The organism is Metabacillus litoralis (assembly GCF_020524045.1).
GTDB lineage: Bacteria > Bacillota > Bacilli > Bacillales > Bacillaceae > Metabacillus > Metabacillus litoralis_C.
Window position 1 is genome coordinate 131,048 of sequence record NZ_JAIVKL010000004.1, and the last position, 17,455, is coordinate 148,502.

The 17,455-nt window shown below is 34.4% G+C and carries 16 protein-coding genes; 14 read left to right on the top strand and 2 right to left on the bottom strand.

The annotated features are described in order from the left end of the window. The first annotated feature begins 50 nt into the window (after window positions 1–50). The 3 genes from LC076_RS08490 to LC076_RS08500 are packed head-to-tail and all read left to right on the top strand — an operon-like array spanning window position 51 to window position 3,373. Complete coding sequence (locus LC076_RS08490; RefSeq protein WP_226667659.1) at window positions 51–1,043, top strand: thiamine pyrophosphate-dependent dehydrogenase E1 component subunit alpha; 993 nt, start codon at window positions 51–53, stop codon at window positions 1,041–1,043. A gap of 12 nt (window positions 1,044–1,055) precedes the next feature. Then, window positions 1,056–2,039 carry an alpha-ketoacid dehydrogenase subunit beta gene (locus LC076_RS08495; protein WP_226667661.1) on the top strand — a complete coding sequence of 328 codons (984 nt, stop codon included), beginning with the start codon at window positions 1,056–1,058 and terminating at the stop codon, window positions 2,037–2,039. Window positions 2,040–2,083: 44 nt separating this feature from the next. Continuing rightward, window positions 2,084–3,373, top strand: a complete 1,290-nt coding sequence (locus LC076_RS08500) for a dihydrolipoamide acetyltransferase family protein (protein ID WP_226667663.1) — start codon at window positions 2,084–2,086, stop codon at window positions 3,371–3,373. A gap of 105 nt (window positions 3,374–3,478) precedes the next feature. Here LC076_RS08500 and LC076_RS08505 read toward each other — a convergent pair whose 3' ends face one another. Then, window positions 3,479–4,390, bottom strand: coding sequence for a diacylglycerol/lipid kinase family protein (locus tag LC076_RS08505; RefSeq protein ID WP_226667665.1), 912 nt, complete (start codon window positions 4,388–4,390; stop codon window positions 3,479–3,481). 612 nt (window positions 4,391–5,002) lie between these two features. On the opposite strand from LC076_RS08505, the gene LC076_RS08510 reads away from it, so the two are divergent. The 9 genes from LC076_RS08510 to LC076_RS08550 all read left to right on the top strand — a co-directional run bounded on the left by LC076_RS08510 (window position 5,003) and on the right by LC076_RS08550 (window position 15,129). Then, the gene (locus tag LC076_RS08510; RefSeq protein ID WP_226667668.1) at window positions 5,003–6,901 is read left to right on the top strand and encodes a methylmalonyl-CoA mutase family protein; all 1,899 of its coding nucleotides are present in this window, start codon (window positions 5,003–5,005) and stop codon (window positions 6,899–6,901) included. A 42-nt stretch (window positions 6,902–6,943) separates the two neighbouring features. After that, window positions 6,944–9,055: a methylmalonyl-CoA mutase gene (gene scpA / locus LC076_RS08515; RefSeq protein ID WP_226667735.1), complete on the top strand. Its 2,112-nt coding sequence runs from the start codon at window positions 6,944–6,946 to the stop codon at window positions 9,053–9,055. Next, window positions 9,052–10,056: a methylmalonyl Co-A mutase-associated GTPase MeaB gene (meaB, locus tag LC076_RS08520; protein ID WP_226667670.1), complete on the top strand. Its 1,005-nt coding sequence runs from the start codon at window positions 9,052–9,054 to the stop codon at window positions 10,054–10,056. Before scpA ends, meaB begins: the two co-directional genes overlap by 4 nt. Before the next feature lie 158 nt (window positions 10,057–10,214). Further along, window positions 10,215–10,652, top strand: a complete 438-nt coding sequence (locus tag LC076_RS08525; RefSeq protein WP_226667672.1) for a BrxA/BrxB family bacilliredoxin — start codon at window positions 10,215–10,217, stop codon at window positions 10,650–10,652. Between the two features lie 329 nt (window positions 10,653–10,981). Next, the gene (locus LC076_RS08530; protein ID WP_226667674.1) at window positions 10,982–11,773 is read left to right on the top strand and encodes a transporter substrate-binding domain-containing protein; all 792 of its coding nucleotides are present in this window, start codon (window positions 10,982–10,984) and stop codon (window positions 11,771–11,773) included. A gap of 270 nt (window positions 11,774–12,043) precedes the next feature. Then, window positions 12,044–12,706 (top strand): amino acid ABC transporter permease, encoded by a 663-nt coding sequence (locus LC076_RS08535; protein ID WP_226667676.1) that lies wholly within the window; start codon window positions 12,044–12,046, stop codon window positions 12,704–12,706. Continuing rightward, entirely contained in the window at window positions 12,699–13,421 is a 723-nt protein-coding gene (locus tag LC076_RS08540) for an amino acid ABC transporter ATP-binding protein (RefSeq protein ID WP_226667678.1), read from the top strand. Before LC076_RS08535 ends, LC076_RS08540 begins: the two co-directional genes overlap by 8 nt. Window positions 13,422–13,614: 193 nt before the next feature. After that, window positions 13,615–14,568 carry an aromatic acid exporter family protein gene (locus LC076_RS08545; protein WP_226667680.1) on the top strand — a complete coding sequence of 318 codons (954 nt, stop codon included), beginning with the start codon at window positions 13,615–13,617 and terminating at the stop codon, window positions 14,566–14,568. A 51-nt stretch (window positions 14,569–14,619) separates the two neighbouring features. Further along, a complete protein-coding gene (locus LC076_RS08550; protein WP_226667682.1) occupies window positions 14,620–15,129 on the top strand; it encodes a L,D-transpeptidase in 510 nt (169 codons plus the stop codon). Between the two features lie 102 nt (window positions 15,130–15,231). Here LC076_RS08550 and prli42 read toward each other — a convergent pair whose 3' ends face one another. Beyond that, entirely contained in the window at window positions 15,232–15,324 is a 93-nt protein-coding gene (gene prli42, locus LC076_RS08555) for a stressosome-associated protein Prli42 (RefSeq protein WP_204954379.1), read from the bottom strand. A 158-nt stretch (window positions 15,325–15,482) separates the two neighbouring features. Between prli42 and mce the strand changes: the two genes are divergently transcribed. Both mce and LC076_RS08565 read left to right on the top strand, forming a co-directional pair. Further along, window positions 15,483–15,896 (top strand): methylmalonyl-CoA epimerase, encoded by a 414-nt coding sequence (mce, locus tag LC076_RS08560; RefSeq protein WP_226667685.1) that lies wholly within the window; start codon window positions 15,483–15,485, stop codon window positions 15,894–15,896. Next, window positions 15,897–17,450, top strand: a complete 1,554-nt coding sequence (locus tag LC076_RS08565; RefSeq protein WP_226667686.1) for an acyl-CoA carboxylase subunit beta — start codon at window positions 15,897–15,899, stop codon at window positions 17,448–17,450. Window positions 17,451–17,455: the final 5 nt, after the last annotated feature.

Consider the following 17,455-nt stretch of genomic DNA (forward strand, 5'->3'; position numbering starts at 1 on the left):
CTTTGGTTTGATAATGACGCTTCCGCTTTTCTAATTAAGGAGGTATAAACATGACAGAAAATCGTCATTCTTCACTAAATTTAACAAATGAAGATGTACTTAGTATGTATGAAACGATGTTGTTAGCTCGGAAAATTGATGAACGAATGTGGTTGCTAAACCGTGCAGGTAAAATCCCTTTTGTTATTTCTTGTCAAGGTCAAGAGGCTGCACAAGTAGGAGCAGCTTTTGCTTTAAATCGCAAAGAAGACTATGTTCTTCCTTATTACCGTGATATGGGAGTTGTATTAGCATTTGGAATGACAGCAAAAGAGTTAATGCTTTCCGCTTTTGCTAAAGCAGAGGATCCAAATTCAGGTGGTCGACAAATGCCTGGTCATTTTGGACAAAAGAAAAATAGAATCGTAACAGGGTCTTCCCCTGTAACCACACAAGTACCACATGCAGTTGGGATTGCTTTAGCAGGTAGAATGGAGAAAAAAAATCTGGTTACCTTTGTGACATTTGGTGAAGGTTCTTCTAACCAAGGAGATTTTCATGAAGGGGCCAATTTTGCAGCTGTTCATAAACTTCCAGTTATTTTTATGTGTGAAAATAACAAATATGCGATATCTGTTCCATATGAAATGCAAGTTGCATGTGATAAAATTTCTGATCGAGCTATTGGATATGGAATGCCAGGAGAAACGGTTGATGGAAATGATCCACTTGAGGTATTTCGTGCAGTCAAAGATGCAGCTGATCGAGGTCGACGAGGAGAAGGTCCTACATTAATTGAAGCCATTTCTTATCGATTAACACCACATTCTAGTGATGATGATGATCGAAGCTATCGAGAACAAGATGAGGTAGCAGAAGCTAAGAAAAATGATCCTATTCTAAAATTCGCTAGTTATTTGAAGAATTTAAATATTCTGACAGATAGCATAGAAAAAGAGATGGTAGAACGAATTATGCAGTTAGTTAATGAGGCAACAGAATATGCTGAAGCGGCTCCATATGCCGATCCAGAGCATGCATTAAAATATGTCTATGCAGAGTAAGGGGGAACTACTGTGGCAATAATTTCATATATTGATGCCATTACAATGGCGATGAGAGAAGAAATGGAAAGAGACGAGAAAGTCTTTGTGCTTGGAGAAGATGTTGGTAGAAAAGGTGGCGTTTTTAAAGCTACTGCAGGCTTGTATGATAGATTCGGAGAAGAACGAGTGATAGATACACCACTAGCAGAATCTGCTATTGCCGGAGTTGGTATTGGTGCTGCGATGTATGGGATGCGACCTATTGCTGAAATGCAATTTGCTGACTTTATTATGCCAGCTATAAATCAAATTATTTCAGAAGCAGCCAAAATTCGATATCGCTCAAATAATGACTGGAGCTGTCCAATTACCATTCGTGCACCATTTGGTGGAGGTGTACATGGAGCTTTGTATCACTCTCAGTCAGTTGAGGCTATATTTGCTAATCAACCGGGTTTGAAGATTGTTATTCCTTCAACACCATATGATGCAAAAGGCTTACTTAAAGCAGCTATACGTGATGAAGATCCTGTACTTTATTTTGAACACAAACGTGCTTATCGTTTAATCAAAGGTGAAGTCCCTGATGATGATTATGTAATACCAATTGGAAAAGCTGATGTCAAGCGTGAAGGTGAAGACATTACGGTTATTACCTATGGTTTATGTGTTCATTTTGCTTTACAAGCAGCAGAACGGTTAGCTAAAGATGGGGTATCTGTCCATGTATTAGATCTTAGAACAATCTATCCTTTAGATAAAGAAGCTATTATTGAAGCAGCTTCAAAAACTGGCAAAGTATTGCTTGTTACTGAGGATACAAAAGAGGGCAGTATTATCGGAGAAGTATCTGCGATCATTGCGGAAAATTGTTTGTTTGACTTAGATGCACCCATTATGAGGCTTGGAGGACCAGATGTTCCTGCTATGCCATATGCACCAACGATGGAGAAATATTTTATGGTTAACCCAGACAAAGTAGAAGAAGCATTGAGAAAGCTTGCTGAATTTTAATCATGTAGTTTCCAAGAATAGCCTTTAATATGGGAGGTAGTCAAGTGGCAATAGAACAAATTAAAATGCCTCAGTTAGGTGAGAGTGTAACAGAAGGAACAATTAGCAAGTGGCTGATTGCAGTAGGAGATAAGGTCAATAAATATGATCCTATTGCAGAGGTTATGACTGATAAAGTTAATGCAGAAGTTCCATCTTCTTTTACTGGAATTATTAAAGAACTGATTGCAAGTGAAGATGAGACTTTAGCTATAGGAGAAGTCATTTGTACTGTTGAGGTTGAAGGTGCTGCTACAACTGATTCAGATGACAGCTCTGTGTCAGATCAAGTTTCAAGCGAAGACACACAAAGTAATGTCTCCTTGAAAGAAGAACGAGAAGATCAACCAAATAAAAAGAGATATTCACCTGCTGTGTTAAAAATTGCACAAGAAAATGATATTGACTTAACATTAATTGAAGGAACTGGCGCAGGTGGAAGAATCACAAGAAAAGATCTATTGAAAATAATGAACAGTGGTACTATCCCAACAAAACATGAAACGAAAGAAAAGCAGCTTGAGTATCAACAAGAATCAATGAAATTAGAAGAACAAAAACCTATGAAACATACATCCACAGCATCAACATCTATCGGAGATATTGAAATCCCTGTTTCAGGAGTAAGAAAAGCGATAGCTGCAAATATGGTGCGAAGCAAGCAGGAAGCTCCACATGCTTGGATGATGATGGAAGTAGATGTAACAAATCTTGTTGAATATCGTCAGTCATTAAAAAATGAATTTAAGAAAAAAGAAGGCTTTAATTTAACATTTTTTGCTTTCTTTGTAAAAGCTGTTGCTCAAGCATTGAAGGAGTTTCCTGAAATCAATTCAATGTGGGCTGGTGATAAGATTATTCAGAAAAAAGACATCAACATATCAATTGCCGTTGCAACGGATGATTCATTGTATGTTCCTGTCATTAAAGCAGCAGATGAGAAAACTATTAAAGGCATTGCTAGAGAAATAACAGATTTAGCAAATAAAGTGAGAAATGGTAAGTTAACATCTGCAGAAATGCAAGGTGGTACCTTTACGGTAAATAACACAGGATCATTTGGTTCTGTGCAATCAATGGGCATTATTAATTACCCACAAGCTGCCATTTTACAGGTTGAATCAATCGTAAAAAGACCAGTTGTGGTAAATGGAATGATTGCCGTTCGTGATATGGTGAATTTATGTATGTCGTTAGATCATCGTGTCTTAGATGGTTTAATATGTGGAAAATTCTTAGCGAGAGTAAAAGAAATTTTAGAGCAGACCTCTAAAGAAACAACATCTATTTACTAAACTTATCTCAAAACGACTGTTTTCTCAAAGAAAGGCGAATAAGGTGTGATGGTAAAGAACACCTTATTCGCCTTGTGCTTTTATTGAATTTCAAACAAAACAAATTCACATTCCTTCCGTATTAGGAACTAAGAATTGATAATGCTTCTGTAAAAACGAAATGGAAAGAGGTGTTTTCATATGAATTTCACCATCTGTGTCAACTGGTAAAGATTGCTCTGTTTCAAGCTTAATTGTAGATCCCTGCATAAATGTAATAGCTGATGTATCAATATTCTTAGACTGATCTCGATCTGTTTTGATTCGAAAGGCATCTTTAAGAGCTGAAAGATCTGCTTTTTTAATAATATAGATTTCTCCTAACCCATCTTTTAAATTACTGTTTTTAAATGGTAGCTCATTTGTTCCTAAGAATCGTCCATTTGCTACAAGGATCATAAGTGCTTGACCAGCAATTTTTTCCCCATCAATCTTTAATGTAAAGGAAAATGGTTCGCTATGACTAAGTGATTTAACGGCACTAATAATATAACTAGCAGTCCCTAGAAAATTTTTTTGTTTGTTGGTAATGTTTTTCGAAGCTTCTGTTATTAAGCCAACTCCACAAAAATTAATAAAATAATTTTGGTTAACTTTTACACCATCGATAAGCTCTATCTTTCCTTTCAATAAATCCTCGCTGGCTTTGCGAATATTTTGGGAAATCATTAAAGATCTTGAAAAGTCATTGCAAGTACCTGTTGGAATAGGTGCAATAACAGGACGATTAGATGAAGATGAAATGCCATTTATGCAATCGTGAAGAGTTCCATCACCACCTAATAAAATGATTAAATCTACATCAGGACCATATTTATGGCTCAGATTCTTAGTATCATCTTTTTTCTTTGTTTTTCTAATAATGAGTTCCTCAACAGATGAACTAAAAATTGATGTACATACTCCCAGAGATTTTTCTATTTCTTCCTGACCAGCATATCCATTATATAGCAGCAATGCTTTATTAAAACTTTTCATAAAGAGATCTCCTTTTCATTTACGATCGTTTTGTGAAACATTACCCTTTTCTATCAATTTGTATACATAGACTTAAGAACTTCATTGATGATTGGTAAAAATTATAATAAAATAAGATTGAAGCACCTTTTTTAAAGGCTCTTTTCTGAAGGGTTGTTGCTATTGAACCTAATTACCTGTTAGTAACAATGTTTTTATCATATATAAGTACTATTCTAAGAAGAAAGGATGCCACTAGACTTTATATAGTGCTGTTTTCTTCATATGACTAAAAGCAACAAAGTTTACGAAAACAGACTTTTTTAAAATCCATAAATGTAAACGCATTCAAAAAAGGGATGCTAAAAAAATATTTAATTAATGGCTCTTTCTGAAAGATGGTTGCTAATGAACCTCATTATCTGATTAGTATTATATTTTCTCGTATAAAAAGTACAACTTTATAAAAGAAAGATGTTAATAGACTATATATCGTGCTGTGGTACTTAGGTTATCTAAAAAAAGTTTACGAAAATAGCCTAATTAAATTATTGGAATACCGCATAAAATGTATCAAGTTGATGGGTAGCATTTAAGTCAAAGGGGGTGGGCTTCCTAGATAGGAAGCACATAATGAGAGACAAACAACATGTTACAAGCAGTGGAAGGTGGAACGATTGGAAACGTGAAGCTGAAACGGCGCTAAGGGGTAAAGCGTTTGAGAGCTTATACACGTCTACTTATGAAGGCATTGAATTACAGCCATTATATGATTCATATGATACAGATAATAAAACCAAAGCAAAAAATCAAATCCTAAATTCTGCTACTAATGAATGGAAAATTAGTCAAGAAATAGTTGCAGAATGTCAGGAAGGTCTTTCAGAAAAAATAAAAATGGCAAAAACTCGAGGTCAAACCTCTTTTTTTATTAAAAATTTAAATATTTTACAAAATAGAGATGATTTACTTCAAGCAATGCAACATATTGATTGGAAGAAAGATAGAGTTTTTTTTGATATTAACGGTAATCTTTGCTTTGCTACACTTTTACTTAATGAATTGAAAGAAAGTAAAAATATCAACGATTTAAAAGGTGTAATTGCATTTGATCCTTATGAAGAGTTATTGATTAACGGTAAATCATCCGTAGATTTATCAACAAAGTTAGATTATCTAGCAGATTTAATGAAATGGACAGATGAAAATCAACTGTCTACAAAAACGTTGCTAATAAAAGGTAGCTTGTATCATGAAGCCGGGGCAAGTGCTGTTCAAGAGTTAGTTTATTCATTTTCTCATGCATTAGATGTATTAAACGAATTGTTAAATCGAAACGTATTGATTGACACAATTGCTCGCAGTACAGTATTTTCTTTTGCTACTGGTAGTCACTTTTTTATGGAAATAGCGAAATTTAGAGCAGCTAAAGAAATATGGGCTTCCCTCATAGCTGCTTTAGGTGGGAGTGAAGAATCACAAAAAATTTATATACATGCGAAAACATCAACCTTTAATAAAACAAAATATGATCGTTATGTAAATTTACTTCGTACAACAACTGAAGGGTTTGCTGCTGCGGTCGCTGGAATTGATGAACTAACTCTGGATTCCTTTGACTCTGTGTTTAACAAAAATAGTCAGTTAGGAGAAAGAGTTGCAAGAAATAGTCAATTTATTCTTCAAGAAGAAAGCTTGTTATCAGGTGTGGTAGATCCTGCTGCAGGAAGTTATTATGTTGAAACACTAACACATCAGTTAGCAGAAAAAGCCTGGAATGAAATAAAAGAATTGGATAGTTTTGGTGGGTTTTTAGAAGCATTAAAAAAAGGATTCATCCAAAAAAACCTTAATGAAAAGTATAAAGAGAAAGTAAGAGATTTAAATAATAGAAATTTGCAAGTAATAGGAACAAATGTATTTGCAAATCCAAATGATCAAGTTGAAATGGATGATAGTAGGAACATGGCAAAGAAACCATCTCACTTAAACCAGGTTTATTCCTTTAATGAAGCGATGAATTATGTAAACATTGAAAAAAAGGTTCCAGAATTAATAAGTAAAAACATCAATACACAGTTATCTATCAAACCTCTTCAGATTCATCGATTGGTAGAACATTTTGAACAACTGAGAAATAATGTTACGAAATATAAAATGAGAACTGGTATAGAACCTAAGGTTTTGATTGTGACAGTTGGAATATTAAAAAATTATAAAACAAATCTTGATTTTATCAATGGATTATTAACAGCAGGTGGCATCTATTGCGAGGTTATTCCTTATGAACAGATCAATGAGGTAAAACAAAAGTCATTCATTATATTTTGTGGAAAAGAAAGTGATTATGATTTGATAAAGTCAAAAGATGTTAATCGTTTGAAGACTGAAGATTCTTTTGTATATGTAACAATGGTAGGAAATTTTTCTGATGAAAAAATAGAGAACTTTGGAATGGATGGAAGAATCTCATCGAATATAGATGTGTATGAATTTTTACGTCATGTTCATGACATTATGGGGGTTAAGTAAATGATGAGACGTCGAACAATCGCATCAGCACCATTACTAAAAATGAAACATAATGTTGATACCTCAGCATCAATGACGTATAACACGAATGAGTTAATAAAGATAAAAAACCACTATACAAAGCAAGATCTTTTAAACATGGAACATCTAGACACTTACCCTGGGATGAAACCATATTTACGGGGTCCATATGCAACAATGTATAAAGATCGTCCATGGACCATTCGTCAATATGCCGGCTTTTCCACTGCTGATGAAAGTAATGCTTTTTATCGTCGTAATCTCGAAATGGGTCAAAAAGGGTTGTCTGTTGCTTTTGATTTAGCAACTCATAGAGGATATGATTCTGATCATCCACGGGTTGAAGGAGATGTAGGGAAAGCAGGAGTAGCAATTGATTCTATTTTAGATATGAAACGTTTATTCGATGGCATTCCTCTAGATGAAATGTCCGTTTCAATGACAATGAACGGAGCTGTATTACCAATTATGGCTTTTTATATTGTGACTGCTGAAGAGCAAGGAGTATCAAAAGAAAAATTATCTGGTACGATTCAAAATGATATTTTAAAGGAATATATGGTACGAAACACATATATTTATCCGCCTGACATGTCCATGAGGATTATTGGTGATATCTTTAAGTACACTGCCAAATATATGCCAAAGTTTAATAGTATAAGTATCTCAGGTTATCATATGCAAGAAGCAGGTGCACCAGCAGATCTTGAGCTAGCGTATACATTAGCAGATGGCCTTGAATATATAAGAACTGGGATAAAAGCAGGTTTAGATATAGATCAATTTGCACCAAGATTATCATTTTTCTGGGCAATTGGTATGAATTATTTTATGGAAGTAGCAAAAATGAGAGCAGCTCGTTTTATGTGGTCAGAAATTGTGCAGAAATTTAATCCAGCTAACCCTAAATCACTTGTATTAAGAACTCATTCTCAAACATCTGGTTGGAGCTTAACTGAGCAGGATCCATATAACAATGTTGTCAGAACTTGCCTTGAAGCACATGCGGCTGCGATGGGGCATACACAATCACTTCATACAAATGCTTTAGATGAAGCAATCGCTTTACCAACAGATTTTTCAGCTAGAATCGCCAGAAATACTCAACTATTTCTACAAAGTGAAACAGGAATTTGTGATGTGATTGATCCATGGGGAGGTTCCTATTATGTTGAAAGCCTTACACATTCTTTAATACATCGTGCAAAAGAACATTTAGAAGAAATAGAAAAGCTTGGAGGTATGACACAAGCTATTGAAACAGGTCTTCCTAAAATGAAGATTGAGGAAGCGGCTGCAAGAAGACAAGCAAAGATTGATTCTGCTAAAGAAACAATAATTGGTGTAAACAAATATAAATTAGATAAAGAAGATCCACTTGATATTTTATCGATTGATAATACAGAAGTAAGAAAAAAACAAATTGATCGAATCCATATGTTAAAGAAAAACCGCAATGAAGCGGTAGTTAATGAAACTCTTTTAGCTATAACACAAGCTGCTGCAAATAATGAAGGAAATTTATTAGAGTTAGCTGTAGAAGCAGCAAGAGCTAGAGCTACACTTGGAGAAATATCTTATGCGATTGAAAAAGTGAGTAAACGTCACCAAGCAATGATCAAATCAGTAAGTGGTGTGTATAGCTCTGAATATTCAAATGAAGAAGAAATAAAAGAAGTGAGAGAGAAAACAGATCAATTTTTTGAGCTTGAAGGAAGACGTCCAAGAATTTTAATCGCCAAAATGGGTCAAGATGGTCATGACAGAGGGGCAAAGGTCATTGCAACAGCTTTTGCTGATTTAGGATTTGATGTTGATATAGGGTCCCTTTTTCAAACACCTGAAGAAACGGCAGCTCAAGCTGTAGAAAATGATGTTCATGTTGTTGGAATGAGCTCTTTAGCTGCCGGACATAATACTTTACTTCCACAGCTAATTTCAGAACTTAAGAAACTAGGAAGAGAAGATATCGTCGTTATTATAGGTGGAGTCATTCCTTTTCAAGATTATGCAGAGTTAAAAGAAAACGGTGCAGCAGAAATATTTGGTCCTGGAACTGTTATTCCGGTAGCTGCTACTAAAGTAATAAACAAGATACTTGAACGATTAGGATATGAGGAAGTTGAAGAATGACCAAATATATAAGAAAGAATCGCGAAATTGCTGTTAATGATTATGTTGAAGGGATTGTTAACGGAAACAGAGTGATGTTAGCTCAAGCGATTACATTAGTCGAAAGCAACGCAGTACGTCATTTTGAAAAAGCACAAAAAATTATTGAAAAAGTTTTACAAAAGGAAAATTCAACCATTAGAATAGGAATCACTGGAGTTCCAGGTGCAGGAAAGAGCACGTTTATCGATGCTTTTGGCACATACTTAACAAATCTAGGTTTTCGAGTTGCAGTACTAGCAATAGATCCTAGTAGTCAGGTTTCGAAAGGAAGCATTATGGGTGATAAAACAAGAATGGAACGTTTATCGAAAAACCCAAATGCTTTCATCAGACCTTCCCCATCAGGAGGTCATTTAGGCGGTGTAAGTCGCAAAACGAGAGAAACAATTATTTTATGTGAAGCTGCTGGATTTGATGTGATTCTTGTTGAAACAATGGGTGTTGGTCAAGGGGAATTTGTTGTTAGAGATATGGTGGATTTCTTTTTGCTTCTTGTGTTAACTGGTGCAGGCGATGAGTTACAGACGATGAAAAAAGGCATTATGGAATTACCAGATTTAGTAGTAGTAAATAAAGCTGATGGTGATAATCTTCATAAAGCTAATATCGCAAAACAAGATTATAATACAATTCTCCATTTTCTACATTCTTATACAGAAGGATGGACAACAAAGTCACTGACAGCATCAGCTCTAAAAGAAACAGGTATTGATGAAATTTGGAATGTGATTTGTGAGTTCGAAATTCTAACCAAAAGTAGTCATGTGTTTGATACAAGAAGAAGTGAACAACAAAGAAAATGGCTTTATACATTAGTCGAGCAGGAGTTATATAAAGAATTTTATGAGCATCCTACGATTAAACAAAAGCTTCCGATTTTGGAACAAGCAATTTTAAAGGGAGAAAGAAGTGTTGCAGCAAGTGCATTGGATTTATTGGAGTCTTTTTTAAAGAAGTAGATAGAAAAGGCTCTTTCCTGAAAGATGGTCACTAATCAACATTAAGCCCTAACATGGCCTTTTTTAAATCGAAGCAAAGAAAGATAAGCTAACAATTTGCTCATTTCATTAAATTGTTGGTAAAATAATAATACTGATGTTAAAAGGAGAGATTTTCATTGAGTATGGATTTTAATTTATTTATGAATGATGTTGTACAACAAGCTCGTAAAGAGATTGTTGCTGCAGGGTATACAGAGCTAAAAACTCCAGAAGATGTAAATGAAACACTTACTAAAAAAGGAACAACACTTGTGATGGTAAATAGTGTTTGTGGATGTGCCGGTGGAATTGCAAGACCAGCAGCTGCTCATGCTGTTCATTATGACAAGCGTCCAGATCAATTAGTGACAGTTTTTGCTGGTCAAGACAAAGATGCAACTGCTAGTGCTCGTGATATGTTCACAGGTTATCCACCTTCATCACCATCTTTTGCCCTACTTAAAGATGGACAACTTATGACAATGGTTGAGCGTCATGAAATTGAAGGACATGATCCGATGTCAGTTGTTGCAAAATTACAAGCTGCATTTGATGAATTCTGTGAAGAAGTGTAAAAATAAGAAAATTAAGCAGTAACGTTAAGATGGAAAAATATATGTAAGTACATTAACAGACCAATCGTCCAGTGATTAGGTCTGTTTTTTTCTGCAAAAATCCCCTGGGAAACATTAATTCACCATCAGTGAAACGACGATTGAGATAATGAATCTTTCTTTAGTAATTATTTCAGAAAAGTTAAAATAAACAAAAAATAATGATAATTACATTTTTATAAATTCATATTGCATAATTATAAACATGTGTTAAAATACAAAATATCGAATAAATATTAGTTGCTATGCATGAAAGAAATTCGTATTAGAAATTATTGGAGGAAAGTATTGTGAAGAAAATATCGTTATTCATTATAAGTTTATTAGTATTTGCGTTTATATCAGCTTGCGGTACTGCAAATAATGAAAGTGAAGGAAATACTGGTGCTGATTCTGGTGATCAAAACGTATTGAAAATGGCTACATCAGCTGACTACCCACCATTTGAATACATTGATACAGCAAAAGGAAGCGAAATTATTGGATTTGATATAGATCTTATTCATGCGTTAGCAGAAAAAACTGGCTACGAAGTTAAAGTACAAGATATGGACTTTAATAGTTTAATACCAGCTCTACAAGCAAAACAAATTGATTTAGTATTAGCTGGTATGACACCTACACCTGAGCGTGCTGAAAATGTCGATTTTACAGATATCTATTATACAGCTAATCATATGATTGTTTCTTTGAAGGATAAAGAAGTAAAAAGTATTGAAGATTTAGAAGGTAAAACGGTTGGAGTACAACTTGGTTCTATCCAACAAGAAAAAGCAACTGAAATCTCTGAAAAGGTAACAATTAAAATTGAGAATCGTAATAAAATTTCAGAGCTTGTTCAAGAGTTAAAATCTGGCCGAATTGATGCGGCGATTATTGAAGATACTGTAGCGAATGGTTATTTTGAAAAAGACGAACAGTTAGCAGGCTTTACGCTTGATTCATCTGAAGAAGCTGGTTCAGCCATTGCTTTCCAAAAAGAAAGTAAATATACAGAAGAGTTTGATGCTGCACTAAAAGAAATGAAAGAAAATGGCGAACTTGATAAATTGATCGTTAAATGGTTTGGAGATCAACAATAAGAAAGTGTTTATATAAGGCTCTTTTCTGAAAGGTTGTTGCTATATAACCAAGATTTATAGTGAAAACAGTGATTTTCACTATAAGGGTACTGTTTTATGAAGAAAAGATGTCACTATGCTTTATATAGTGCTCTTTACAAGGAGCTATTAAAGCAACAAAGTTACGAAAACAGCTCTATATTAAAAGGACTGACAATACCATGTTGTCAGCCTTTTTAATGTTTGTTTTACTCCCAATGTGAGAACGTAAAAGAAAGGAATTAAATTAAAATGGATCTATTGAATTTTTCGTCAATCGTCCCATCTCTGCCGTTTATTTTAGAAGGGGTATGGGTGACATTAAAAATTGTTGTTCTATCCTTGGTGCTTGGATTTGCCTGGGGAATTATATTAGCATTATGCAAAATTAGTCGGATTAAACCTTTAATGTGGTTTGCTGATGCTTATACATCTATTTTTAGAGGAACACCATTGGTTTTACAATTACTTATCATCTATTTTGGACTACCACAAATTCTTGGATTTCCAATTGATCCATATCCAGCTGCGGTTGCAGCATTTACATTGAACTCAGGTGCATATATATCAGAGATTATACGTGCAGGTATAAATGCAATTGATAAAGGGCAACAAGAGGCAGCAATGGCTTTAGGAATTCCTTATTCTAAAATGATGAAGGACATTATACTGCCACAGGCTTTTAAAAATATTTTACCAGCATTGATGAACGAATTTATTACTTTAACAAAAGAGTCTGCAATTGTTACAGTGATCGGTGTACAAGACATCATGAGACGTGCATATCAAGTTGGTGCAGATTCTTATAATTATTTTGCACCATTATTGTTTGCTGGATTGGTTTATTATGTATTAGTTATGGTGTTAACACTCCTTGGAAAGGGTATTGAAGGGAGAATGAGACGAAGTGATTAAAGTTGAAAATTTGCATAAATCGTTTGGTAAATTAGACGTGTTAAAAGGTATATCTACAACTATTGCTTCAGGTGAAGTGATTGCGATAATTGGACCATCTGGTTCAGGTAAATCCACCTTTTTACGTTGTTTGAACTTATTAGAACAACCATCATCAGGGAAAATTTGGCTAGATAATCAGGAGATTACCAATTCAAAAACAGATATTTCTAAGTTTAGACAAAATGTTGGTATGGTTTTTCAACATTTTCATTTATTTCCTCATAAATCAGTACTTGATAACTTAACTTACGCGCCAATCACGGTTAAAGGTGTAACAAAGCAAGAAGCTGAAAAAATAGCAAAAGACTTATTGATTAAAGTAGGATTACTTGAAAAAGCTTCTGAATATCCAAATCGTCTTTCGGGTGGTCAAAAGCAAAGGGTTGCCATAGCAAGAGCTCTTGCTATGAAACCAGAAGTTATGCTTTTTGATGAGCCTACATCTGCGCTTGATCCTGAAATGGTTAAAGAAGTGTTAGATGTTATGAAAGATTTGGCTCAAACTGGAATGACGATGGCAATTGTCACACATGAAATGGGCTTTGCAAAAGAAGTGGCAGATCGTGTTCTTTTTCTTGATGAAGGGAAACTTGTCGAGGATGCGACACCAAGTGAATTCTTCTCTCAACCCAAAACTGAACGAGCACAGTTATTTTTAGAAAAAATGCTATAATATAGAACAACAAAAAACAAAAAAGATGATCGTAAATGGTCGTCTTTTTTGTTTTTAGCAAGTTTTATATTAAACATAAAAATATATTTGAAACAGATATGTCCTTTACGTTTTTGGTGTAAACTATGTATCATACTAGAAAAGTATTTTGACTTTTTTGAGAAATTAATCGGAGAAGATAAGGAGTTACTTAATGTTTAAGATTGGATATCGAACGGCAAAAACTGCATTAGGAACAACAATTGCGATTATGCTTGCTGAGTTTCTTCAGCTTGAGAACTATCCTTCAGCAGGGATTATCACCATATTATGTATACAAGTAACGAAAAAGAAATCGTTAAAAAGCTCATGGGCTCGTTTTCTTGCCTGTTCTATTGCGATGGTTTTTTCATTTGTTTTCTTTGAGGGCATAACTTATCATCCGCTTATCATAGGTTTATTACTGCTATTATTTATTCCTACTACTGTTATTGTTAAGGCGACTGAAGGGATTGTAACAAGTACTGTTGTTATTTTTCATTTATATAGTGAAGGGAATATAACGTTTGAGTTGATTGGAAATGAGCTCTTATTAGTCACAATTGGTATTGGAATAGCACTTATCATGAATTTATATATGCCGAGTGTCGAGAGTAAATTGAAAAATTATCAAGAAGAAATCGAACATAATCTTGCTAATATATTTAAAGAAATTGAACTTTATTTACTTGAAAAAGATCGGAAATGGGATGGTTTAGAAATTACGAAAACAGCTCAATTAATTGATGAGGCCAAAACTCTTGCATTTCGCGATGTAGAAAATCACTTTCTACGGCACGAAAATACATATTATCATTACTTTAAGATGAGAGAGAAACAATTTGAGATTATTGAACGAGTGATACCGATGATTACTTCTATACATATTGCCATAGATCAAAGTAGAATTATCGCTGATTTTATTCATGAATTACGATTAAATATTCACCCTGGAAATACGGCACAGCGATTTCTTATGCAATTACTTGAAATGAGAAAAGAAATAGAAGGGATGGAATTACCTAATACACGAGAGGAATTTGAGGCGAGAGCGGCTCTTTTTCATTTTTTGAAAGAAATGGAGAACTATTTAGTGGTTAAAAGTCAATTTAAAGGGATGGAAGTGTAGTATTTATTTAATTGCCCTTGAACATATTAAAAATAAAAGGACGTTGATAAGATGAAAACAATGCTTCTTTTATTTTTTATTATTACTTCACCAATTTGGCCTCTAGGACAAAATCCAATTGTGGGAGATCCGTTTATTATTATTAATAAGCAAAGAAACAAACTTGCGTATATTAACGAAAATGAAATTAAAGAAGTCTATCAAGTTGCTACTGGAGTTACAGAAGAACATACACCAGTAGGGAAGTTTACGATAACTGTCAAAGCAATAAATCCATATTATCGAAAAAAGGATATATCTGGCGGAGATCCTAAAAATCCGTTAGGAACGAGATGGATGGGTTTTAATGCAAAAGATACAGATGGTCGAATTTATGGTATCCATGGAACAAATAATAAAGATTCGATTGGTCGTTATACAACACAAGGGTGTGTCCGGCTTGAAAATGATCATGTGGAATCATTATATGAAAAAGTACCTATAGGAACGAATGTGTTAATCATCAACTCCCAAAAAAGCTTTACAGAGCTTGGGAAAGAATTTGGTGCATTAAAAAAATGAGTCTAAGGGCAAAAGAATTTTTTGCCCTTAGACTCATTTTTATGTTTTAAAGATAATAAAATGTGAAGGGATTGTTATCTTCTTAGTTAAGAAATAAAGAAATTAAAACCAAACAGATACACCTGCAAGTAAGGTAGTAATGAGCATTACGCCTATCATTAAATATACGACGATTTTTTGTGTTTTACGTGACATTTTTCTTCACTCCTTGTACGTATTATTTTAACGTGAATGTCGGATTTGGACAACATGTAAAATGTGAAAGAAATTCGACGAATAAGAAGGAGATTTCTATTCTAAAAGAGAATTTATCTATAATGATAGCGTTTTCATGAAAAGGGGTGGAGTCATTTATGGTAAATAAGGTAGATCATATTGGAATAGCTGTACATTCTATAGAAAAAGCATTGACGTTTTATATAGATATTTTAAAGCTTGATTTATTAGGCTATGAAGAAGTAACAACACAACGGGTGAAAGTTGCTTTTTTACATGCTGGAAATACAAAAATTGAATTATTAGAGCCTACATCAGAAGACAGTCCTGTTGCTAAGTTCCTAGTTAAAAAAGGAGAAGGAATTCACCATATTGCATTTGGTGTTGAAAATATTGAATCTCGATTACAGGAAATGAGAGAGGTAGGATTGCCTCTTATAGATGAGAAACCAAGGGATGGTGCGGCAGCTATGAGTATTGCCTTTTTACACCCTAAGGCAGCTAATAATGTACTGATTGAGTTATGTGAAAAAAAGCGAGGTGAAAGTTAAGTGCAAAACGATATTTATGGAAAAATAGATGAATTATATGATCGTAAAAGAGAGGTAGAACTTGGTGGTGGTGATGAGAGGATCGATAAGCAACATGAAAAAGGTAAACTAACAGCAAGAGAACGAATTAATTTGTTAGTTGATGAAGATACTTTTGTTGAAATCAATCCCTTTATGGAGCATCGCTGTAATGATTTTGGTTTAAAAGATACGAAAGGTCCTGGAGAAGGTGTTGTAACAGGTTATGGAAAGGTAAATGGAAGACCGATTTATCTATTTTCACAGGATTTCACTGTATTTGGTGGAGCTTTAGGTGAGATGCATGCTAAGAAAATAGCTGCTGTAATGGACTTAGCTGCCAAAAATGGTACGCCTTTTATCGGTCTAAATGACTCAGGCGGTGCGAGGATTCAAGAAGGTGTGTTATCATTAGATGGTTATGGGCAAATTTTTTATCGTAATACGATTTATTCTGGTGTTATTCCTCAGCTTTCTGTTATTTTAGGTCCGTGTGCAGGAGGAGCAGTTTATTCTCCGGCTATCACTGATTTTGTTTTTATGGTAGAAAAAACAAGTCAAATGTTTATAACAGGCCCTAAAGTCATTGAAACAGTAACTGGAGAAAAAATTAGCTCTGAAGATTTAGGTGGAGCAGCTGTACATAATACAATTAGTGGTAACGCTCATTTTGCTGGCTCAACAGAAGAAGAAGTATTGCTTCAAGTTCGTAGGTTATTAAGTTATTTGCCACAAAATAATGAAGAAAAGTCACCAATATCTTCTTTTGAAGAAGAAACACATGATCGACCTGAATTAACCGATTTAATTCCATTTGATTCAATAAGACCCTACGATGTTAGAATTGTTATTGATCAAGTTGTAGATAGTGGTTCATTTATGGAGGTACAAAAGGATTTTGCTAAAAATATCGTCATTGGTCTAGCGAGAATAAAAGGTGAGGTCGTTGGTTTAGTGTGCAATCAACCAAAAGTTATGGCAGGTGGATTGGATATAGATTCATCGGATAAAGCGGCTAGATTTATCAGGTTTTGTGACTCTTTCCAAATTCCACTCATCACGTTTGAAGATGTTACAGGCTTTTTTCCAGGTGTTAAACAAGAGCACGGAGGAATAATTAGACATGGAGCAAAGATTTTATTTGCTTATTCTGAAGCAACTGTACCAAAACTAACTGTTATATTACGAAAAGCATACGGTGGAGCATATGTAGCATTAAATAGTAAATCAATTGGTGCTGATCTTGTTTATGCTTGGCCAAACGCGGAAATAGCTGTAATGGGTCCTCAAGGTGCGGCGAATATTATTTTTGCAAAAGAAATTCAAAATAGTGACAATCCAGAGATAACCAGAGCTGAGAAAATTGAAGAATACCGAAAGAAATTTGCTAATCCATATGTTGCAGCGAGTCAAGGGATGGTTGATGATGTTATCGATCCGAGAGATACTCGTATGAAACTTATTCAAGCTCTTGAGATGTTAAGAACAAAAAAAGAGGTTCGTCCAACAAAAAAACATGGGAATATGCCCCTTTAAATTTT

What these genes read in the sequence shown, in the direction of transcription:
- LC076_RS08490 (WP_226667659.1), top strand. Translation starts at nt 51, where the DNA reads ATGACAGAAAATCGTCATTCTTCACTAAATTTAACAAATGAAGATGTA.
- LC076_RS08505 (WP_226667665.1), bottom strand. Translation starts at nt 4,390, where the DNA reads ATGAAAAGTTTTAATAAAGCATTGCTGCTATATAATGGATATGCTGGT.
- LC076_RS08510 (WP_226667668.1), top strand. Translation starts at nt 5,003, where the DNA reads ATGAGAGACAAACAACATGTTACAAGCAGTGGAAGGTGGAACGATTGG.
- scpA (WP_226667735.1), top strand. Translation starts at nt 6,944, where the DNA reads ATGAAACATAATGTTGATACCTCAGCATCAATGACGTATAACACGAAT.
- meaB (WP_226667670.1), top strand. Translation starts at nt 9,052, where the DNA reads ATGACCAAATATATAAGAAAGAATCGCGAAATTGCTGTTAATGATTAT.
- LC076_RS08535 (WP_226667676.1), top strand. Translation starts at nt 12,044, where the DNA reads ATGGATCTATTGAATTTTTCGTCAATCGTCCCATCTCTGCCGTTTATT.
- LC076_RS08545 (WP_226667680.1), top strand. Translation starts at nt 13,615, where the DNA reads ATGTTTAAGATTGGATATCGAACGGCAAAAACTGCATTAGGAACAACA.
- LC076_RS08550 (WP_226667682.1), top strand. Translation starts at nt 14,620, where the DNA reads ATGAAAACAATGCTTCTTTTATTTTTTATTATTACTTCACCAATTTGG.
- prli42 (WP_204954379.1), bottom strand. Translation starts at nt 15,324, where the DNA reads ATGTCACGTAAAACACAAAAAATCGTCGTATATTTAATGATAGGCGTA.
- mce (WP_226667685.1), top strand. Translation starts at nt 15,483, where the DNA reads ATGGTAAATAAGGTAGATCATATTGGAATAGCTGTACATTCTATAGAA.